17 protein-coding genes are annotated in these 20,346 nt (G+C 75.6%); 15 read left to right on the forward strand and 2 right to left on the reverse strand.

The genetic code is table 11. The annotated features are described in order from the left end of the window. The first annotated feature begins 15 nt into the window (after positions 1-15). The 12 genes from ACFPK1_RS06130 (at position 16) to ACFPK1_RS06185 (ending at position 16,096) form a co-directional block, all read left to right on the forward strand. On the forward strand, positions 16-1,932 hold the full coding sequence (locus ACFPK1_RS06130; RefSeq protein ID WP_378020007.1) for an oxidoreductase: 1,917 nt from the start codon (positions 16-18) through the stop codon (positions 1,930-1,932). Beyond that, positions 1,929-3,815 (forward strand): oxidoreductase, encoded by a 1,887-nt coding sequence (locus ACFPK1_RS06135; protein ID WP_378020008.1) that lies wholly within the window; start codon positions 1,929-1,931, stop codon positions 3,813-3,815. Before ACFPK1_RS06130 ends, ACFPK1_RS06135 begins: the two co-directional genes overlap by 4 nt. Positions 3,816-3,909: 94 nt before the next feature. After that, positions 3,910-4,581 carry a mycofactocin biosynthesis peptidyl-dipeptidase MftE gene (gene mftE / locus ACFPK1_RS06140; RefSeq protein ID WP_378020274.1) on the forward strand — a complete coding sequence of 224 codons (672 nt, stop codon included), beginning with the start codon at positions 3,910-3,912 and terminating at the stop codon, positions 4,579-4,581. 108 nt (positions 4,582-4,689) lie between these two features. Then, positions 4,690-5,124, forward strand: coding sequence for a PaaI family thioesterase (locus ACFPK1_RS06145; protein WP_378020009.1), 435 nt, complete (start codon positions 4,690-4,692; stop codon positions 5,122-5,124). Positions 5,125-5,135: 11 nt separating this feature from the next. Beyond that, on the forward strand, positions 5,136-5,771 hold the full coding sequence (locus ACFPK1_RS06150; RefSeq protein WP_378020010.1) for a phosphoribosyltransferase: 636 nt from the start codon (positions 5,136-5,138) through the stop codon (positions 5,769-5,771). 114 nt (positions 5,772-5,885) lie between these two features. Further along, complete coding sequence (locus ACFPK1_RS06155) at positions 5,886-7,418, forward strand: glycosyltransferase (RefSeq protein ID WP_378020011.1); 1,533 nt, start codon at positions 5,886-5,888, stop codon at positions 7,416-7,418. Next, a complete protein-coding gene (locus ACFPK1_RS06160) occupies positions 7,415-8,050 on the forward strand; it encodes an MOSC domain-containing protein (RefSeq protein WP_378020012.1) in 636 nt (211 codons plus the stop codon). The genes ACFPK1_RS06155 and ACFPK1_RS06160 overlap by 4 nt, the downstream gene beginning before the upstream one ends. Before the next feature lie 106 nt (positions 8,051-8,156). Further along, positions 8,157-10,838 carry a pyruvate, phosphate dikinase gene (gene ppdK / locus ACFPK1_RS06165; RefSeq protein WP_378020013.1) on the forward strand — a complete coding sequence of 894 codons (2,682 nt, stop codon included), beginning with the start codon at positions 8,157-8,159 and terminating at the stop codon, positions 10,836-10,838. A gap of 411 nt (positions 10,839-11,249) precedes the next feature. After that, positions 11,250-11,771 (forward strand): (2Fe-2S)-binding protein, encoded by a 522-nt coding sequence (locus ACFPK1_RS06170; RefSeq protein ID WP_133825742.1) that lies wholly within the window; start codon positions 11,250-11,252, stop codon positions 11,769-11,771. Further along, complete coding sequence (locus tag ACFPK1_RS06175; RefSeq protein WP_378020014.1) at positions 11,771-14,269, forward strand: xanthine dehydrogenase family protein molybdopterin-binding subunit; 2,499 nt, start codon at positions 11,771-11,773, stop codon at positions 14,267-14,269. The genes ACFPK1_RS06170 and ACFPK1_RS06175 overlap by 1 nt, the downstream gene beginning before the upstream one ends. After that, the gene (locus ACFPK1_RS06180) at positions 14,266-15,117 is read left to right on the forward strand and encodes an FAD binding domain-containing protein (RefSeq protein WP_378020015.1); all 852 of its coding nucleotides are present in this window, start codon (positions 14,266-14,268) and stop codon (positions 15,115-15,117) included. The genes ACFPK1_RS06175 and ACFPK1_RS06180 overlap by 4 nt, the downstream gene beginning before the upstream one ends. Positions 15,118-15,220: 103 nt before the next feature. Then, complete coding sequence (locus ACFPK1_RS06185; RefSeq protein WP_378020016.1) at positions 15,221-16,096, forward strand: SRPBCC family protein; 876 nt, start codon at positions 15,221-15,223, stop codon at positions 16,094-16,096. A 69-nt stretch (positions 16,097-16,165) separates the two neighbouring features. On the opposite strand, the gene ACFPK1_RS06190 is transcribed toward ACFPK1_RS06185, so the two are convergent. Then, entirely contained in the window at positions 16,166-17,161 is a 996-nt protein-coding gene (locus ACFPK1_RS06190) for a YncE family protein (RefSeq protein WP_378020017.1), read from the reverse strand. 95 nt (positions 17,162-17,256) lie between these two features. Between ACFPK1_RS06190 and ACFPK1_RS06195 the strand changes: the two genes are divergently transcribed. Together ACFPK1_RS06195 and ACFPK1_RS06200 are read left to right on the forward strand one after the other, a co-directional pair. Next, entirely contained in the window at positions 17,257-18,273 is a 1,017-nt protein-coding gene (locus tag ACFPK1_RS06195) for a P1 family peptidase (RefSeq protein ID WP_378020018.1), read from the forward strand. 65 nt (positions 18,274-18,338) lie between these two features. Next, the gene (locus ACFPK1_RS06200; RefSeq protein ID WP_378020019.1) at positions 18,339-19,004 is read left to right on the forward strand and encodes an AraC family transcriptional regulator; all 666 of its coding nucleotides are present in this window, start codon (positions 18,339-18,341) and stop codon (positions 19,002-19,004) included. Here the strand turns inward: ACFPK1_RS06200 and ACFPK1_RS06205 are convergent. Then, positions 18,993-19,385, reverse strand: coding sequence for a VOC family protein (locus tag ACFPK1_RS06205; RefSeq protein ID WP_378020020.1), 393 nt, complete (start codon positions 19,383-19,385; stop codon positions 18,993-18,995). The two genes, ACFPK1_RS06200 and ACFPK1_RS06205, sit on opposite strands and share 12 nt — an antisense overlap. Positions 19,386-19,446: 61 nt before the next feature. Here ACFPK1_RS06205 and ACFPK1_RS06210 point away from each other — a divergent pair, with 61 nt between their 5' ends. Further along, positions 19,447-20,346 carry a DNA-3-methyladenine glycosylase family protein gene (locus ACFPK1_RS06210; RefSeq protein ID WP_378020021.1) on the forward strand — a complete coding sequence of 300 codons (900 nt, stop codon included), beginning with the start codon at positions 19,447-19,449 and terminating at the stop codon, positions 20,344-20,346.

Here is a 20,346-nt window from a genome sequence, read left to right on the forward strand (position 1 = left end):
ACTACCGTGCCGCAGGTGCTGGGCGAGGAGATCGGGCTCGGCCGGCGCACCGCGCCGAGCCGGGTGCTGTTCGGTCCCCACGTCACCCACCTCGCCGATCCGCACCGGCCCCGCGCGCTCGGCCCCGGCCACGTGGCGCACTACCGCGCCCGCGCCGCCGGGGGTGCCGGGGTCGTCGTCACCGAGGTCGCGTCGGTCGTGGCCGAGGACCATCCGTACGAGGACGCGCCGCTGGCCTCCTCGTGCGCCGACGGGTGGGCCGGTGTCGTCGACGCCTGCCGGCCGTACGGGACGCTCGTGCTCGCGGGGCTCGGGCACGCGGGCGGGCAGGGCTCCTCGGCGTACACCCGGGGCCCGCTCTGGGCACCGTCGGCGGTGCCGGACCCGGCGAGCGGGGAGGTGCCGGCGGTCCTGTCGATGGCCGGGATCGCTGCCGTGGTGGCGGGGTTCGCGACGGCCGCCGCCTCGGCCGTCGAGGCCGGCTGCGACGGGGTGGAGATCCAGGCCGGCCAGCACGCGCTGCTGCGCCAGTTCCTGTCCGGGCTGACCAACGTGCGTGACGACGCGTACGGCGCGGACCGGGCGTCGCTGCTGGTCGAGGTGCTGACGGCGGTGCGGGCGGCCGTCGGTCCCGACGCCGTCGTGGGCCTGCGGCTGACCGTGGACGAGCTGGCGCCGTGGGCGGGGATCACGGCGTCGTCCGCCGCGTCCGTCGTGGCCCGGGTGGCGGGTCTGGTCGACCTCGTCGTGCCCGTGCGGGGGTCGGCGCTCACGGTCGGCGCGACGCGGCCGGACGCGCACACGGCGCCGGGGTTCCTGCGGGCGTCCTGTCGCGAGGTGCGGGTCCCGGGCGTGGCGACGGTGCTGGCGGGCAGCGTCGTCGACGTCGAGCTCGCCGAGGCCGTGCTGGCGTCCGGGGACGCCGACCTCGTCGAGATGACCCGCGCCCAGCTCGCCGACGCCGACCTCGTCGCCCTGGTCCGCGCCGGATTCGCCCCGCGGCCCTGCGTGCTGACCAACCAGCAGTGCCGGGTGCGCGACGTCCGCAATCCGCGGATCTCCTGCACGGTCGCGGCGCGGGAGGTGCCGGAGCGGGTGGTCGGGCGCTCGGTGGAGCCGGTGCTCGTGGTCGGGGCGGGGCCGGCGGGGCTCGAAGCGGCGCGGACGCTGGCGCGGGCGGGGTGTGCGGTGCGGCTGGTGGAACGCTCCGAGCAGGTGGGCGGGCTGCTGCGGTGGGTGGCCGGGCTGCCGGGGCGGGAGCGGTTCGCGCGGCTCGTCGACTGGTACGCCGATGAGCTGGCGGCGCTGGGCGTGGCGGTGACCTTCGGTGTCGCCGCGGACGTCGACGCGGAGCACGGGGTGTTCCAGCCTGGCGGCCATGCTGACGTTGAACGTCAGGAAACCCACCACGATCTCGACGCTGGGTGGGGGCGGGTCGTGCTGGCGACCGGCGGCGTCGACCGTCCGGCCCGCGGGACGCCGATCGCCGCGGCCCTGCGCGACGGCCTGCCGCCGGGACCCGTGGTGATCGAGGACCCGGTCGGCGACGGGGCGGCGGTGGCGATGGCCGAGCTATTGGCGGCCGACGGGCGCGAGGTCGCCGTGGTGGCGCCGGGCCTGCTCGTCGGGCCGGGCCTGGCGCGCACCGGCGACCTCGTCGACGCCCAGGCGCGGCTCGCCCGGGCGGGGGTGCGGCGGGTGACGGAGTCGGCGGTCACCGGGTGGGCCGACGGCGTGGTGGCGGTCGCCGACGTGGTGACCGGCGCGGTGTCGTCGTGGCCGGCGGCGGTGCTCGTCGACGCCGGGCCGCGGCGGGCGCCGGTGCTGCCGTCGCGTCCCGGGGTGATCGCGGTCGGCGACGCCGTGGCCCCGCGCACCGTCGCGGAGGCGATCCGCGAGGGCCGGGCGGCGGCGCGGGAGCTGCTGGCGTGAGCGTCCTCGGCGAGCCGGTGCGGCTCGGGCCCCTCGTGGCGCGGAACCGGATCGTCTTCCCCGCGCACCTGACGAACGCGGCGGTGGCGCGGCGCCCGACCCCGCAGCACGCGGCCTACTACGGCGCGCGGGCGGCGGGCGGCGCCGGGCTGGTGATCACCGAGGAGCAGTCGGTGGATCCCGCCGACCGGCCCTACGAGAAGCTCGTCGACGGCACCGACCCCGCCGTGGTGCCGGGCTACCGGGCGATCGCCGACGCGGTGCACGCGCACGGCGCGCTGGTGCTCGCGCAGCTCGGGCACAACGGCGGGCAGTCGTCGTCGATCTACTCGCGGGCCCCCGTCGACGGCGCCGACGACGAGCCCGACCCGATGTTCCGGGAGGTGCCGCGGGTCCTCGGCGCCGGGGACTACGACCGGCTCGTGACCGGGTTCGGGCTGGTCGCGTCGCACGTGGCGGCGGGCGGGCTCGACGGCGTCGAGGTGCAGTGCTCGCAGGCGTCGCTGATCCGCCAGTTGTTCTCGGCGCGCTCGCCGCGGGCGCTGCCGTTCCTGACCGCGGTGCTGCGCGCGGTGCGCGCGGCGATCGGGCCGGAGCGGGTGCTCGGGGTGCGGCTGCAGGGCGACGAGGGGCTGCCCGGCGGGCTGGGGACGCCCGACGCCGTGCGGGTCGCCGTCGCCGTCGAGCCGCTCGTGGACTACGTCAACACCGCCGTCGGCGTCGCCACCCGGACCCTGCCGCTGATCGAGCCGCCGATGGGCGTCCCGGCGGGCTACGCCGCGCACGTGCCATCGGCGGTGCGGGCGGCGGTGTCGGTGCCGGTGATCGGGGTCGGGCGCTTCACGACGCCGGCCCAGGCGCGCGAGGCCGTCGCGTCGGGGTCGTGCGACCTCGTCGGCGTCGTGCGGGGGCAGATCGCCGACCCGTCCTTCGCGGCGAAGGCGCTGCGCGGGGCCCGCGTGCGCCGGTGCATCGGGTGCAACCAGGAGTGCATCGCGCGCGTGGGCCTCAACCAGCGACTGGGATGCGCGGTGAACCCTTCCGCGGGCCGCGAGGCGGTCACGGCCGCACCGGTGTCGGGCTCGGCGCGCGTCCTCGTGGTCGGCGGCGGGCCCGCGGGGCTGGCGGCGGCGGTCGCGGCGGCGCGGTCCGGGCACGCGGTGACGCTGGCCGAGCGCTCCGACGTCCTCGGCGGGCAGCTGGCGCTCGCGTCCCGGGCCCCCGAGCGCCGGGAGCTGGCGAACCTCGTCGCCGACCTGGCGCACGAGGCGCGCGACCTGGGGGTCGTCGTGCGGCTGCGGACGCCGGTCACCGCGGTCGAGGACGCCGACGCCGTCGTGCTAGCCACCGGCGCCCGCCCCGCGCTGCCGTCCTGGGCGGGCGGGCTCGAGCGGGTCGTCGACGTCACCGACGTCCTCGCGGGGCGGGTGGCGCCGGGCGAGCGCGTGCTGGTCGTCGACGCCGGGCGGGGGCACGCGGCGACCTCGGTGGCCGAGCTGCTGGCGCGCCGGGGTGCCGACGTCGCGACGCTGACCCCGGCGCTCGTGGCCGCGGACGCGCTGGCCCCGACCCTCGACCGCGAGCGCTGGCGCCGGCGCGCGGCGGAGGTGGGCGTCGCGGAGCACACGGACCGGGTGGTGGTGGCGTGTCGCGAGGGGCTGGTGGTCGACGTGCTCGAGCACCTCACGGGCACGGTGACGCCGTGGCCCGCCGACTGGGTGGTGCACGCGGGCCCGCCGACGCCCGAGGTGCCGTCGCTCGGGGACGTCGCCGTGCCCGTCGTCCGCGTCGGCGACTGCCTCGCCCCCCGCGACGTCGACGCCGCCGTCCGCGAGGGCACGGCCGCGGGCGAGTCGATCCGTGAGCGAACTTCGGGGCCATAGCCCCGAAGTTCGCTCACGTACTCCGGTCGGTCACGTGAGTACTTTCCGGCGCTATAGGGCCGGAAAGTGCTCACATAGGGTCGGGCGCGTGCAGATGGGGGACGCGCGGTGGGCGGAGTGCGAGGACGTGCCGGTGCTGCTCGTGCCGGTCGGGGCCACCGAGCAGCACGGCCCGCACCTGCCGCTGGGCACCGACACCACCGTCGCGGCCACCGTGGCCGCCCGCAGCGGCCTGCCGACCGCGCCGGCCCTGCCGTACGGCGCGTCCGGCGAGCACGAGGGCTTCCCCGGCACCGTGTCGATCGGCACCGAGACCCTCGCCGCCGTGACCGTCGAGCTCGGTCGCTCGGCGTGCCGCTTCGCCCGCCGGCTCGTGCTCGTCAACGGGCACGGCGGCAACGTCGGCGCCCTGCGCGTCGCCGTGCCGATGCTGCGGGCCGAGGGGCGCGACGTCGCCTGGTTCCCGTGCGGCGTGCCGGGCGCCGACGCCCACGCCGGGCGCCACGAGACGGCGGTGATGCTGGCGCTCGCCCCGGGCACCGTCCGCGAGGACCTCGCCGCCCCCGGCAACACCGCGCCGCTGCGCGAGCTCATGCCGGCCATCGCCGCCGGCTCGGTGCGCGACGTCAGCCCGAACGGGGTGCTCGGCGACCCCACCGCTGCGAGCGCGGCGGAGGGCGCGGAGACCGTGTCGGTGATGGTCGCGGGGCTCGTCACCGCCGTCGAGCGCTGGGCCGTCGACGAGACGACGGGCCGCCTCACCTGAGCCGGCGCACCACCGCGGCCAGAGTGATGCGCGGGGTCACGGCGCGATCATCCCCGTGACCACGCCCGTCCTCGCGTCGTTCACGGGGCCGGCGGACACTCGGGGCCCATGACCGGACTGCTCGCCGGCGACGACCTCCTCGCCCGCGCCGAGGCCGCGCTCGCGGTGGCACTGCCCGACGCGCTGGGCGTCGAGTTCGTCGACCCGCACGCCCCGCTCGACGGTGTCGTCCTGCCCGTCGCCGGACTCGCCGTCACCCCCGCCGCCACCGCCCACGCCGCGGCGCTCGGCGCCGCGATCGAGCTCGCCGGCTACCTCGCGGTGCTGCCGACGCTGACGCCCGCGCAGCACGCGGTCACCCACCAGATCGCCACGCAGTACCTGCGCCCGGCGCCGGGGGGCCGGCGGGTCCGTGTGGTCGGCACGCTGACCAGGCGCGCCCGCGAGCTGGCGTTCGTCGCCGTCACCGCGAGCCTCGAGGACGCCCCCGCCCGGCCCGTCGCGCTCAGCCAGCTCACCAAGTCGATCGTCGGAGCGATCTAGGCTGACCGGCGATGCCCCGCCCCTTCGCCGACCGGGCCGCCGCCGGCCGCGCTCTCGGCGAGCAGCTCGCCGCGGCCGGGCTCGAGCGCCCGCTGCTCGTCGGCCTGGCGCGCGGCGGGGTGCCGGTCGCGGTCGCCGCCGCGGCGGTGATGGGCGCGGGTACCGAGGTCGACGTGGGCGTCGCCCGCAAGATCACCGCGCCGGGCCGTCCGGAGGCCGGGCTCGGGGCGGTCGCGGCGGACGGCGAGCCGGTGTGGTTCGAGCAGGCCCTGCGCCACGCCGGCCTCACCCCCGAGGCGCTCGCCGGCGTCGTCGCCGCCGAGCGGGACGAGGCCGCGCGGCGCGAGGAGGCCTACGGCGCGGGCTGGCGCGCGCGGGCGCCGGGCCGCGAGGTCGTGCTCGTCGACGACGGGATCGCGACGGGGATGACGGTGCGCGCGGCTCTCAGGGCGATCGCCGCGACCGGCCCGGCGCGGCTCCTGCTCGGCGTCCCCGTCGCCTCGCCGCCGTCGTTGGAGCGCCTGCGGGACCGTGCCGATCAGGTGGTGGCCGTGCTCGTGCCCGAGGACTTCCGGGCCGTCGGCGACGTCTACGACGACTTCGCCCAGCTCACCGACGACGACGTGCGACGTGTCCTCGGTCGCTGACCGCCGCGCCCGCGCTGCCTAGACTCGCCGCCCATCGCCACCTCCACGTCCCGCGATGCGTCCGCGCGCCCCGCTCGCCTGCCCGAGGGCTGGTCGGTCGTCCTCGACCGCCGCGTGCTGCGCGTCGACGGCGGGCGGACGCTCGTCGGCGGGTCGCCGCCGCGCGTGCTGCACCTCTCGCGGGTCGCGCACGAGCGGCTCGCGGGCCCGTCCGGCGTGCCCGCCGACGCCCGGCTGGTGGTCGGCGACCCGACGTCCGCGGCGCTCGCCCGCCTGCTCACCGACGCCGGCGTCGCGCACCCGGAGCCGGCGCACGCCGACGCCCCGGACGCCGCGGCGGTCTCGGTCGTCGTGCCCGTGCGCGACCGCCCCCGCGAGCTGGCACGCCTCCTCGCGGCGCTGGCCGGTTCCGGGGTGGGCGAGGTCGTGGTCGTCGACGACGGGTCCGCCGACCCCGCCGCCACGGCCCGGGTCGCCGCCGCGACCGGGGCGCGCGTGGTGCGGCACGACGTCTCGCGGGGCCCGGCCGCCGCGCGCAACACCGGCGCCGCCGCGTCGGCGGGCGAGCTCGTCGCGTTCCTCGACTCCGACGTCGTCCCCGAGCCCGGCTGGCTCGCCCCGCTCCTGGGCCACCTCGCCGACCCCGCCGTCGGCCTCGCCGCCCCCCGCATCGTGGCGTGGTCCGGGGCGGGCGCCGGTGCCAGCGTGGCCGCCACGCTGACACTCAACGTCAGGAAAGCCCCCCGCTCGATCGCGCGCCGGGTGGTCGCGCGCTACGAGGAGCGACGTTCCAGCCTCGACCTCGGCGCCCGCCCCGCCCCGGTGACCGCGCGCTCGCGGGTGGCCTACGTGCCCAGCGCCGCGCTGGTGGTGCGCCGCGCGGCCCTCGGCGCCGGGTTCGCCGAGGACATGCCCGTCGCCGAGGACGTCGACCTCGTGTGGCGCCTCGCCGGCGAGGGCTGGCGGCTGCGCTACGAGCCCGTCTCGCGGGTCGCCCACGAGCACCGCGACACCGTCGGCCCCTGGCTGACCCGCAAGGCGTTCTACGGCACCGGCGCCGCCCCGCTCGCCCTGCGCCACCCGCGCCGCGTGCCCCCGGTCGCGCTCGCCCCGTGGACCGCCGCCGCCATGACGCTCCTCGGCGTCCAGCGGCGCTGGAGCACGGCCGCGGCGGGCGCGGTGACGCTCGTCGCCACCGTCCGGCTGGCCAAGGGCCTGTACGACGCGCGCCGCGGCAAGGATCGAGCGCGTGGCGTCACGGACACTCAACGTCTGCAGCGCCACGCCGCTGACACGCCCCGCGAGCTCCTCCGCGCCGCGCGGCTCGCCGCGGTGCTCGCGCCGTGGGGGCTCGGGGGCGCGCTCTGGCAGGCCGCCGGAGCCCTGACGCGGCACTGGTGGCCCGCGGCCGTGCTCGGCGCGCTCGTCTCCCGCCGGATCCGGCGCGCCCTCCTCGCCGCCGCCGTCGCGGAAGGCCTCGCCGACTGGTGGCGGTTCCGCGAGCCCGGGTCGAGCGACGCCCTCGGGCACGTCGTCGCCCACCGGCTCGACGACCTCGCCTACGGCGCCGGGCTCTGGTGGGGCGCGTGGCGCCACCGCACGCTCGCCCCGCTGCGCCCCGACCTCTCCGGGAAGGCGCCGACATGATCATCCGCACCGTCGCCGTCGGCCGTCCGCAGGAGGTCGCCGGGCCGAGACCGGGCGAGACGACGAGCACCGCGATCTGGAAGCTCCCCGTCGACGGGCCGGTCGAGGTCGGCCCGGAGAACCTCGCCGGCGACGAGCAGGCCGACCGCGTGCACCACGGCGGGCCGGAGAAGTCGGTCTACGCCTACGGCGCGGAGGACCTCGCGTGGTGGCGCGAGCAGCTCGGCGGGATCGACGACCAGGTCTTCGGCCAGAACCTCACCACCGCCGGCCGCGACCTGCGCACCGCCGTGATCGGCGAGCGCTGGCGCGTCGGGACCGCCGAGCTGGAGGTCGTCCAGCCCCGCATCCCGTGCTTCAAGCTCGGCCTGCGCGCCGGCGACCCCACCATGCCCCGGCGGTTCGTCGCGGCCACGAGACCGGGCGTCTACCTCCGCGTCGCCACGCCCGGGACGATCACCGCCGGCGACCCCGTCACGATCACCGAGGAACCCGGCCACGGCCTCACCGTCGCCGACGTCTTCGCGATCTACCACCACCACCGCGACCGCGCGGCGCGGCTGCTCGACGCCCCCGGCCTGCCGTCCTGGTACCACGACTGGGCCCGGAAGCGGCGCGTGTCAAGAGACTGACGTCCCAGCACTGGACCGGTCAGGCCCGGCCGCTCGGACGTGTCCGGGCGGGTCGCCGCGTGCCAGAGTTCCACGGTCGGACCACCGGGGGACGGGAACGCACCTCATGACCAAGTTCGTGTACGACTTCGCCGAGGGTGACCGCGACCAGAAGGACCTGCTCGGCGGCAAGGGCGCCAACCTGGCCGAGATGACCAATCTCGGCCTGCCGGTACCGCCCGGGTTCACGATCACCACGGAGGCCTGCCGGGTCTACCTGGCCGAGGGCAGCGAGCCGCCCGGGCTGGCCGACGAGGTCACCGAGCACCTGGTGGCGCTCGAGAAGGCGATGGGCAAGGCGCTCGGCCAGGCCGACGACCCGCTCCTGGTGTCGGTGCGGTCCGGGGCGAAGTTCTCGATGCCCGGGATGATGGAGACCGTCCTCAACGTCGGGCTCAACGACGAGTCGGTGAAGGGGCTGGCCGCCCAGGCCGGCGACGACCGTTTCGCCTGGGACTCGTACCGCCGCCTCGTGCAGATGTTCGGCGCGACGGTGCTGGGCATCGAGGGCGAGCACTTCGCCGAGGCGCTGGACGCCGCGAAGAAGGCCAAGGGCACGGAGAACGACCTCGACCTCGACGCCGGCGACCTGGCCGCGCTGGTGGAGACGTTCAAGGGCATCGTCCGCGAGCACGCCGACCGTGACTTCCCGCAGGACCCGCGCGAGCAGATGGACCTCGCGGTCCGCGCGGTGTTCGAGTCGTGGAACTCGCCCCGCGCGCACGTCTACCGCCGCCAGGAGCGCATCCCCGCGGACCTCGGCACCGCGGTCAGCGTCTGCTCCATGGTCTTCGGCAACCTGGGCATGGACTCCGGCACCGGCGTCGCGTTCACCCGCGACCCGGCGTCGGGGGCCCGGGGCATCTACGGCGACTACCTGCAGAACGCCCAGGGTGAGGACGTCGTCGCCGGCATCCGCAACACCCTGCCCCTCACTGAGCTCGAGCGGATCGACAAGGCGTCCTACGACCGCCTCCTCGAGATCATGTCGACGCTCGAGAACCACTACCGGGACCTCTGCGACATCGAGTTCACCATCGAGCGCGGCAAGCTCTGGATGCTGCAGACCCGCGTGGGCAAGCGCACCGCGGCCGCGGCCTTCACCGTCGCCGTCCAGCTCGTCGACGAGGGCCTCATCGACATGGACGAGGCGCTCCAGCGGGTCACCGGCGCGCAGCTGGCCAACCTGATGTTCCCCCGCTTCGACCGCGACGCGGACAAGGAGCGGCTGACCACGGGCATGAACGCCTCGCCCGGCGCCGCCAGCGGCACCGCGGTGTTCGACTCCCCGACCGCGGTGCGCCGGGCGAAGGCCGGCGAGAAGGTGATCCTGGTGCGCCGGGAGACCACGCCCGACGACCTCGACGGCATGATCGCCGCGCAGGGCGTGCTCACCAGCCGCGGCGGACGCACCTCCCACGCCGCGGTGGTGGCGCGCGGCATGGGCAAGACCGCGGTCTGCGGCGCCGAGGAGCTCGAGGTCGACGTCCGCGCGAAGAAGCTGACGCTGCCGGACGGCCGCGAGGTGGTCGAGGGCGACATGCTGTCGATCGACGGCACCAACGGCGAGGTCTACCTGGGCGAGGTCCCGGTGGTGGCGAGCCCGGTGATGTCGTACTTCGAGGGGTCCACCGGCCTGGCGGAGAACGACGACCTGGTGGCCGCCGTCGACCGGATCATGCGCCACGCCGACGGGGTGCGCCGGCTGCGCGTGCGGGTCAACGCCGACACCGGCGAGGACTGCGCCACCGCCCGCACGTTCGGTGCCGAGGGCGTCGGCCTGTGCCGCACCGAGCACATGTTCCTCGGGGAGCGCCGCGAGCTCGTCGAGCACCTGGTGCTCGCCGAGACCCGCGAGGACCGGGAGAAGAGCCTGGCGGCCCTGCTCCCGCTGCAGATCGAGGACTTCACCGCGATCTACCGCGCGATGGAGGGCCTGCCGGTCACGATCCGGCTGCTCGACCCGCCGCTGCACGAGTTCCTGCCCGACTACACCGAGCTGTCGGTGGAGGTGGCCGTCGCGCGCGAGCGGGGCGAGCTGACCGACGAGAAGGAGGAGCTGCTCGCCCAGGTGCGCCGGCTGCACGAGCAGAACCCGATGCTCGGCCTGCGCGGGGTCCGCCTGGGCATCGCGGTGCCGGGGCTGTTCGCCATGCAGGTGCGGGCGATCACGCGGGCCGCGGCGACGCTGGCCGCCGAGGGCGTCACGGTGCTCCCGGAGATCATGGTGCCGCTGGTCGGCACCGTGCAGGAGCTGCAGGCCGTGGCCGCGGAGATCGCCGAGGTGGTCGCGGAGCCGGAGTCGGCGGTGGACGGGGCGCCGGTGGAGCACCAGGTCGGCACCATGATCGAGCTGCCGCGCGCGGCCCTCGTCGCCGCCCAGATCGCCGAGACCGCGCAGTTCTTCTCGTTCGGCACCAACGACCTCACCCAGACGACGTGGGGCTTCTCCCGCGACGACGTCGAGAGCTCGTTCTTCTCGGAGTACCTGGAGAGCGGGATCTTCGGGGTGTCGCCGTTCGAGTCGCTCGACACCGAGGGCGTCGGGGAGCTCGTCGAGATCGCGTCCTGGCGCGGCCGCGAGGTGCGCCACGACCTCAAGCTCGGCATCTGCGGCGAGCACGGCGGGGACCCGGACTCGGTCCACTTCTTCCACCGTGCGGGGCTCGACTACGTGTCCTGCTCGCCGTTCCGCGTGCCGGTGGCGCGCCTCGAGGCCGGCCGCGCGGCGACGTCGTCGCCGGGCTGACGGGAGCGGCTCCGGGCGGTCGCGTCGCGTGTGCTCCGCGTGACGGCTGCACCCCTCCGAACGGAGGGGGGCAGGACTGCCTGGACCGGTCTCTTTCGGGCGGCGCATCCCCGCACCCAGCGCCTGTCCCGCCGCAGAATCGGCCCGTCGACCGCGATCGTTCCGCGCCTGCGGAAACCGGCCGGGGGCGGGGTCCCACCTGGGTGTTCACGGCCACCACGCGGGGCCGCAGTGGATGTTGCGCTGGTCCGGCGAGGGGGGTGTGATGTGTCGGCCACCACGCCGGAGGTGGTCGGCAACCTGCGCTCGCCACGTCCGTGGCAGGCGCGGTTCAGGCACACGCCACCACGTCCTCGGCGCACGACGGTCGGTCTCCGGTACCGCGTCGGGCGGCCGAGTGAGGAGAGGTCCATGGCACGCATCCGGACCACCGTCGACGGACTCGTCTACGAGGACGACGTCGAGCCCCGCATGCTGCTCGTCCAGTACCTGCGGGAACGACTCGGCAAGACGGGCACGGTGATCGGCTGCGACACGAGCAACTGCGGGGCCTGCACCGTCCACCTGGACGGCATGAGCGTGAAGTCCTGCTCGGTGCTGGCCGTCCAGGCGAACGGTGCCGAGGTCCTCACCATCGAGGGTCTCGAGCGTGACGGGCAGCTGCACCCCATGCAGCAGGCCTTCCACGACAACCACGCCCTGCAGTGCGGCTACTGCACGCCCGGCATGATCATGCAGTCGATCGACCTGCTCGGGGACAACCCCGACCCGTCGGAGACCGAGATCCGTGAAGGCATCGAGGGCAACCTCTGCCGCTGCACCGGCTACCAGAACATCGTGCGCGCCGTCCAGGACGCCGCCTCGAAGATGAAGCCGGGCGCGTCCGCCACCCAGCAGTCCTCCGCCCAGCCCGTGGCCGGGGGTGGCGCCTGATGACGACGACGGAGAACCCGAGCACCCCGGCCCCCGAGATCGGGCGGGACCGGCGGCGCAAGGAGGACCGTCGACTCATCACGGGGCGCACCCGCTGGGTCGACAACCAGGCCCTCACCGGCCTGCTGCACCTCTCGATCGTCCGCAGCCCGTTCGCCCACGCGAACATCAAGGGCATCGACACGTCGGCGGCCAAGCAGGTCCCCGGCGTCGTCGCGGTGTACTCGGCGGCCGACATCGGCGCCGACCAGGTGCAGCTGCCCTGCGCCTGGCCGATCACCAAGGACATGAAGTCCCCGCAGCGCCCGGCGCTCGCGGGCAGCCGCGTCAACTTCGCCGGCGAGGGCGTCGCGGTGGTCGTCGCCCGCAGCGCGGCGATCGCCAAGGACGCCGCCGAGCTCGTCGAGGTCGACTACGAGGAGCTCGAGCCGGTCCTCGACATGGAGGAGGCGCTCAAGGACGGCGCCACCCTCGTGCACCCCGAGATCGGCACCAACGCGAACGCGCAGTGGGTGTTCGACTCCGGCGAGGCGGGCTCGGGCGGCGACGTCGCCGAGGCGCTGAAGAAGGCGGAGTCGGACGACGACCAGATCGTCGTGCGCCGCCGCTTCCGGCAGCAGCGCCTCGTGCCGGTGTTCATGGAGCCGCGCTCCACGGTGGTCGACCCCAACAGCGAGCAGCTGACGATGTGGTCGTCCACCCAGGTGCCGCACATCCTCAAGACGATGCTCGCGCTGACGCTCGGCCTGCCCGAGCACAAGATCCGCGTCATCGCGCCGGACGTCGGCGGCGGGTTCGGCGGCAAGATCGCCGTCGCGCCCGAGGAGGTCCTCACGCTGCTGGTGGCCCGCAAGCTGGGCAAGCCGGTCAAGTGGACCGAGACCCGCTCCGAGTCGCTGCTCACGGCCCACCACGGCCGTGACCAGGTGCAGGAGCTGGCCATGTCCGTCACGAAGGACGGGCAGATCACCGGTCTGGACGTGAAGCTCATCGCCGACATGGGCGCCTACCTCGGCCTCGTCGGCCCGGGCGTGCCGATCCTCGGCGCGTTCATGTTCAACGCGATCTACAAGATCCCGGCGTACCGGTTCGACTGCACCAACGTCTTCACCACCAAGACGCTCACCGACGCGTACCGCGGCGCCGGTCGTCCGGAGGCCACCTTCGGCATCGAGCGGATGATGGACGAGGTCGCCCTCGAGCTCGGCATCGAGCCGCTCGAGTTCCGCGAGAAGAACTGGATCAAGCACGACGAGTTCCCGTTCACCACGGTCAGCACGCTGACCTACGACACGGGCAACTACGAGGCGGCCACCGAGCAGGCCAAGCAGATGTTCGACTACGACGGCCTGCGGCGTGAGCAGCAGGAGCGTCGTCAGCGCGGCGACGTCAAGCAGCTCGGCATCGGCATCTCGACCTTCACCGAGATGTGCGGCCTGGCCCCGTCCCGCGTGCTCGGCTCGCTCGACTACGGCGCCGGCGGCTGGGAGACCGCGTCCATCCGGATGCAGCCCACCGGCAAGGCCGAGGTCGTCGTCGGCGTCAGCCCCCACGGGCAGGGCCACGAGACCGCGTTCTCGCAGATCGTCGCCGACCAGCTCGGCGTGCCGTTCGACGACGTCGAGATCCTCCACGGCGACACGCAGTCGTCGTACAAGGGCCTCGACACCTACGGCTCGCGCTCGCTCGCGGTCGGCGGCATCGCCGTGGTCAAGGCGGCCGAGAAGGTCATCGAGAAGGCCAAGCCGATCGCCGCGCACATGCTGGAGGCCTCCGAGGGCGACCTCGAGTTCTCGGGCGGGAAGTTCACGGTCAAGGGCACCGACAAGGGTGTGGGCATCCAGGACATCGCGCTCGCGGTGTTCGCCGCCCACGACTACCCCGAGGGCATCGAGCCCGACATCGACGCCCACGCGACGTTCGACCCGGAGAACTTCTCGTTCCCGCACGGCACGCACCTCTCGGCGGTCGAGGTCGACACCGAGACCGGCTTCGTCTCGCTGTACAAGTACGTCTGCGTGGACGACGTCGGCAACGTGATCAACCCGCTGATCGTCGAGGGCCAGGTTCACGGCGGTCTCGCGCAGGGCATCGCGCAGGCCCTGTACGAGGAGGCCGCGTACGACGACCAGGGCACGCTGCTCTCGGGCACGCTGGTCGACTACACGCTGCCCACGGCGGCCGACCTGATCAGCTTCGACACCGCGAACACCACGACCGCGTCGACCACCAACCCGCTCGGGGTCAAGGGCGTCGGCGAGGCCGGGACGATCGCCTCCACGCCGGCGGTCGTGAACTCGGTGCTCGACGCGATCCGGCACCTCGGTGTCAAGGACATCGACATGCCCACGACCCCGTACCGCGTCTGGACCGCGATCCAGAACGCCTCGGGTCACGCCGGGCGCGCCGACGAGGCGAACGTGGCCTCGCCCGGTGCCGGCCTCGGCTCCACCGCCAGCGACATCTCGAGGGGCGACACCCAGGGAGGACACACGTGATCCCGGCCCAGTTCGACTACGTCCGGCCGACCACCGTCGAGGAGGCGGTCCAGGCCCTGCGCGACGGCGGCGACGACGCCAAGCTCCTGGCCGGCGGCCAGAGCCTGCTCCCGGTGCTCCGGCTCCGGATGGCCGACCCGTCGCTGATCATCGACCTCGGCGGGATCGCGGAGCTCAAGGGCGTCCGCGAGGAGGGCAACGAGGTCGTCGTCGGCGCGATGACGTCGCACCACGACGTCGCCCGTGACGACACCCTGCGTCAGCACGTCGCCCTCATCCAGGAGGCGACGAAGACGGTGGCGGACCCGCAGGTCCGCCACCGGGGCACGCTCGGCGGGGCCCTGGCCCACGCCGACCCGGCCGGCGACCTCGCCGCGCCGGCGCTGGCCCTCGACGCGCAGTTCGTCATCGCCGGCCCGAACGGCACCCGCACGGTCGGGGCGGCGGACTTCTTCGAGGACTACTTCACCACCGCCATCGGCGAGGGTGAGCTCCTCACGCAGATCCGCTTCCCGAAGTACACCGGCTGGGGCGCGCGGTACGAGAAGTTCAACCGGGTCGCCCAGGCCTGGTCGATCGTCGCGGTCGCCGCCACCGTGAAGGTCGACGGGGGCACGATCTCCGAGGCCCGCATCGGCCTCACCAACATGGCGGGCACCCCGGTGCGCGCCCGCGGTGTGGAGTCGGCCCTGGTCGGGCAGTCCGCGACCGAGGAGAATGTCCGCAAGGCCGCCCAGGCCGCCGCCGAGGGCACCAGCCCGACCGCGGACGCGGACGCCGGCTCCGACTACCGCGAGCACCTCGCCCGGGTGCTCACCGGTCGGGCCGTCCTCGCAGCCGCGGGCTGAGTCCCGCCGACCGACGACGACCGATCGTCACGACGCCGGCCCGCTCCCGCACCCGCGGGGGCGGGCCTCCGTCGTGAACCGCACCCTCCCAGGAGGTACGCCAGTGAAGCTCGAGAACGAGTTCACCGTCCCGGTGGACATCGACACCGTGTTCGACGCCCTGAACGACCCGGAGAAGGTCACGCCGTGCTTCCCGGGCGCGACGCTCGACTCGCACGAGGGCGATGACTTCACGGGCACCGTGAAGGTCAAGCTCGGCCCCATCTCGATGACCTACAAGGGCAAGGGCACCTTCGTCGAGCGCGACAAGACCAACCACAAGGTCGTCGTCGACGCCCAGGGCCGCGACTCGCGGGGCAACGGCACCGCGTCGGCCAAGGCGACGCTGACGATGACCGACGAGGGCGGCAAGACGAAGGTCAACGTCCTCACCGAGATGCAGGTGACCGGCAAGCCGGCGCAGTTCGGCCGCGGCGTCATGTCCGACGTCGGCGACAAGATCCTCGGCCAGTTCGCGTCCTGCCTCGCCGACGAGTTCGGCAGCAGCAGCGCGGGCGGGTCGGGCGCGGCCAGCGTGTCCGACACCGGCTCGACCGGCGGCAACGGCACCGGCCCGACGGCCACGGAGTCCGTCGCCGTGTCCGGCGGCGACGCCCCGGTCAGCGCGCCGGCGGCCCCCACGCCCGTCGCCGCGGGCTCGGGCGCCCCGCAGGCGGCGGCGATGCCCACCAGCGTCGCCGAGGCGGCCAAGGGCGACACGGGCGCCAAGCCCGGCGCGTCCGCCGGCAACGCGGCCGCCGCGGCCGGCGAGGCGGCGGCGCAGCCCAGCCAGCCGCGTCGCCAGCAGGTCGAGGCCATCGACCTGCTCGACAGCTCGCGGGAGGCCGTGCTCAAGCGGCTCGCGCCCGTGGGCATCGGCGCCGGCGTCCTCGCCGCGATCATCGCGATCATCCTGATCGCGCGCGGCCGCTCGTCGTAGTCCGTTCCACCCGTTCTGAGCGAAGGGCCCCTCCGGTCGAGTAGATCGATCGAAGGGGCCCTTCGCTCGTCACGGACCGGTGCCGCGCAGCTCGATCGACCGCGTGCCCGACCCGACGCCCGCGCCCGCCGAGACCACGACGAGGCGCCGCCCGTCGGGGGTGAACGCCAGGCCCGAGGGCATCCGGTCGACCAGCGCGTCCTGCTGCGGCGCGCCGGTCGCGGCGTCGACGACCACCACGCGGCCACCCGGGTCGCTCACGGCCAGCCGGCGCCCGGTGGCGTCGATCGCGACGTCGTCGGCGTCGAGGCCGGGCTGGATCTCCCGCGTGTACTGCCGGGTCGCGAGGTCGACGACCCAGATCGTCCCGTAGCGGGGCGACACGACGTAGGCGGTGCCGCCGTCCGGGGACACCACGAGCTCCCGGGCGTCGGCGACCTGCGCGTACCACGCCTGGTTCCCCGTGGCCGGGTCGACGGCGATGACGACGTTGCGCATGTACTGGCTGAACAGCTGCGTCCCGTCGGGGAGCAGGACGACGTCGCTGATCTCCCCGGTCCCGGGCCGGCTCGACGTCGCCGCCATCGTGCGCAGGTCCACGGTGGTGACGCCGGCGTCGCCGCGGGCCAGCACCGCACGGGATCCGTCGGGGGTCACCACCATCTCCAGCGAGCCCGGGGCCGACACCGCGTCGCCCTCGTCGGGCTGGCGGGGGATCGGCGTCCGGGCGGTGACCGCGCGGGCGACGGGGTCGACGGTGACCAGCTCGTCGGCCCAGGTGGAGACGAGCACGCGCCCGTCGGGGGTGACGGCGACGTCGGAGGGCGTCGCCCCGACGGGGACGCTCCACAGCTGCTCGGAGGTCGCCACGTCCATCGCGGACACCACCCCGCCCCGCCAGACGATGTAGGCCCGGGTGCCGTCCGGTGTCAGCGCCATGTCGAGCGCCCCGGTGAGCGCGGCCTGGTCCACCGCCGGGGGCCGGGGTGGTGGCCCGGTGCAGGCGGACAGGGCGAGCAGACCGCCCAGCAGGGCGAGGAGGGCGCAGAACGGGCGGGAGCGCACCGTGATGATGTAGCACAGCGTGACCGATCTCAGCGAGGCCTTCCCCCGTTCGGCTCAGCGCGGTCGCCGTCGCGCCGGTCTGCGAGGCTCATCCCGTGCGCAGCGGACCCACCAACACCCTCGTCGACGTCCCGGGCCTTCAGGTCGGGCACGCGGAGCTGACGGGGGAGGGGGCGCTGTCGGGGACGACCGTGGTGCTGCCGGGCCCCGACGGCGCGGTCGCGGGGGTCGACGTGCGGGGCGGCGGACCCGGAACCCGCGAGACCGACGCGCTCGACCCGCGCACGCTCGTCGAGCGCGTGCACGCCGTGGTGCTCACCGGCGGCAGCGCCTACGGGCTCGCCGCGGCCTCCGGGGTGGCCGACGCGCTGGGCGCGCAGGGGCGGGGGTTCCCGGTCGGCGGTCCGGGCGAGGTGGTGCCGGTGGTGCCCGCCGCCGTCGTCTTCGACCTCGGGCGCGGCGGGCGCTTCGCCGCCCGGCCCGGCGCGGACACCGGCGCGGCGGCCCTCGCCGCCGCCACCGACGCGCCGCCCGCCCAGGGCGTCGTGGGCGCGGGCACCGGCACGGTGGTCGGCGGGCTCAAGGGCGGGATCGGCTCGGCGTCGACGGTGCTCGCCGACGGCACGGTCGTCGCGGCGCTCGTCGTCGCCAACGCCGCCGGGTCCGCGGTGGATCCCACGACCGGCGAGCTGTGGGGCGCGCGCCACCACCTCGACGGCGACGCCGAGCTCCCGGCCCTGCCCGACGACCGCGCCGCGCTCCTCGCCGCCCTGCGTGACGCCGCCGCGCCGCCCACGCTGAACACGACGATCGGGGTCGTCGCCACCGACGCGGGGCTCACGGTGGCCCAGTGCTCGAAGCTCGCCGCCGTCGGGCAGAGCGGCCTCGCCCGGGCCGTGCGCCCCGCCCACGGCATGACCGACGGCGACACGTTCTTCGGCCTCGCCACCAGCGCACGCCCGGCGCCGGACCTGGGTGCCGTCCAGGAGATCCTCACCGCGGGCGCGGACTGCGTGACCCGCGCGGTGGTGCACGCCGTCCTGGCCGCGCGCACCGTCGAGACCCCCGCCGGGCACTGGCGCGCGTACCGGGATCTCGTGGCGGGCGTCTGAACCTGGCTCCACGACGCGACGCAGCCAGGGTGACCCTCGCCGCCCACCCGGGGCACCATGGGCGCGTGGCCGGCTACCGCGAGCGCGGGGTGGCGCCGGGCGTCGTGCTCTGGAGCAGCGACGGGGCGCCGGGCACGATCCTGCCCGACGGCTGCCTCGACCTGATCTGGACCGGGCGCGGGCTGGTGGTCGCCGGGCCCGACGGGGCCGCGCGGTTCAACGACGGCGGCGGCCGGCGCCACGTCGGCCTGCGCTTCTCGCACGGCCGCGGGCCCGCGCTGCTCGGGCTGCGCGCCGACGAGCTGCGCGACACCACCGTGCCCCTCGACGCCCTACGGGGCGACGCCGCCGCCCGCGAGCTCACCGAGCGGGCGGCCGACGACCCGGCCGGCGTCCTGCACGGTGTCGCCACCGCCACGCCGCCGCACGCGGACGAGCGCTTCGGGGCGCGGGTGTTCGGCGCCCTCGCACGGGGTCGCGACGTCGCGGGGCTCGCCGACGACCTCGGCACCACCCCGCGCACGCTGCACCGGCGCTGCCTGCCGGTCTTCGGCTACGGCCCCCAGCACCTCGGGCGCATCCTGCGCCTGCAGCGCGCGCTGGCCCGGGCGCGGGCCGGCTCGGCGTGGGCCGACGTCGCCGCCGTCGAGGGCTTCGCCGACCAGCCGCACCTGGCCCGCGAGGTGCGGGCGCTGGCGGGCACGACGCCGAGCGAGCTGCTACGTCGGTAGGGGAGCGAACAGGTCCACCGACCCGCCGTCGGGGTCCTGCACGGTGGCGTAGCGCTGGCCCCAGAACGCGTCCCAGGGCTTGAGCTCGCCGTGGTAGCCGGCGTCGACCAGCGCGGCGTAGGTCGCGTCGACCTCGGCGGGCGAGTCGCACGCGAACGCGAGCGCGCCGCGATGGCCGGTGGGCGGGGTCCAGGACGGGTCGAAGGAGCGGATCGTGGCCTCGGTGTCGAACGCCAGGCGCAGCCCGCCGCCGAGGTCGACCTCGACGTGCGGCTGGCCGTCGGCCTCGGGCGGGGCGTCGATGCCCAGGCGGCGGTAGAAGGCGAGCGTGGCGGCCATGTCGGCGACGACCAGCTCGACGACGGAGAGTCGGGGTGCCATGGCGCTCACCGTAGGGACCGCCCGCGCGGCCGGGCTTGGACCGATCGGACAGGATGATCGGGTGGTGCACGTCGAGGTCCGCACGCTGGCCTTCACCCCGCCGCTGTGCCCCGACAACCTGTTCGGCCACCTCGTCGCGACCGCCGTGCCGGGCGTCGAGGAGTGGCACGACGGGGCGTACCGCCGCACGCTGACGCTGCCCGGCGGGCCGGGGGTCGTGTCGCTGCTCCCCGGCACGGACGCGGTCGTCGCGACGCTGACGCTCGCCGACCCCGCCGACGCCGACGAGGCCGCTCGCCTGTCGCGCCGCATCCTCGACCTCGACGCCGACCCCGCGACCGTCGACGCCACCCTGCGCGCCGACCCGGTGCTCGCGGCGCTCGTCGACGAGGCCCCGGGCCGGCGGGTGCCCGGGTCGCCGGACGCCGACGAGTTCGCCGTGCGCGCCGTCCTCGGCCAGCAGGTCTCCACCGCCGCGGCCCGCACCCACGCCGGGCGCCTCGTGCGCAGGCACGGGACGCCGCTGCCCGACGGGTTCGCCGGGCCCGGCAGCACGCTGGCCCACCTCTTCCCGGGCGCTGCCGCGCTCACCGCCGTCGACCCCGACGAGCTCGGCATGCCCCGCACGCGCAAGCGCACGCTGCTCGGGCTCGTGCGGGCGCTGGCCGACGGCGAGGTGGTGCTCGACCCCGCCGACGTCGCCGCCTCCCGGGCCGCGCTCGGCGGGCTGCCCGGGATCGGCCCGTGGACCGTCGACTCGGTCGCCATGCGCGCGCTCGGCGACCCCGACGCGTTCCTGCCCTCCGACCTCGGCATCCGCGCGGCCGCCGAACGCCTCGGCCTGCCGGCCCGCGACCGCGACCTCGTCGCCCACGCCGAGCCCTGGCGGCCCTACCGGGCGTACGCGACGCAGTACCTCTGGGCGGCGCTGGACCACGCCGTGAACGTCATGCCAGGGTGA

Origin of the sequence: Actinomycetospora rhizophila (genome assembly GCF_042657905.1) — a bacterium.
Lineage (GTDB): Bacteria > Actinomycetota > Actinomycetes > Mycobacteriales > Pseudonocardiaceae > Actinomycetospora > Actinomycetospora rhizophila.

Bases quoted from the DNA above. Each gene is read 5' to 3' on its own strand.
- ACFPK1_RS06175 (WP_378020014.1), top strand. From the start codon at position 11,771: ATGACGACGACGGAGAACCCGAGCACCCCGGCCCCCGAGATCGGGCGG.
- ACFPK1_RS06145 (WP_378020009.1), top strand. From the start codon at position 4,690: ATGACCGGACTGCTCGCCGGCGACGACCTCCTCGCCCGCGCCGAGGCC.
- ACFPK1_RS06170 (WP_133825742.1), top strand. From the start codon at position 11,250: ATGGCACGCATCCGGACCACCGTCGACGGACTCGTCTACGAGGACGAC.
- ACFPK1_RS06150 (WP_378020010.1), top strand. From the start codon at position 5,136: ATGCCCCGCCCCTTCGCCGACCGGGCCGCCGCCGGCCGCGCTCTCGGC.
- ACFPK1_RS06160 (WP_378020012.1), top strand. From the start codon at position 7,415: ATGATCATCCGCACCGTCGCCGTCGGCCGTCCGCAGGAGGTCGCCGGG.
- ACFPK1_RS06205 (WP_378020020.1), bottom strand. From the start codon at position 19,385: ATGGCACCCCGACTCTCCGTCGTCGAGCTGGTCGTCGCCGACATGGCC.
- ppdK (WP_378020013.1), top strand. From the start codon at position 8,157: ATGACCAAGTTCGTGTACGACTTCGCCGAGGGTGACCGCGACCAGAAG.
- mftE (WP_378020274.1), top strand. From the start codon at position 3,910: ATGGGGGACGCGCGGTGGGCGGAGTGCGAGGACGTGCCGGTGCTGCTC.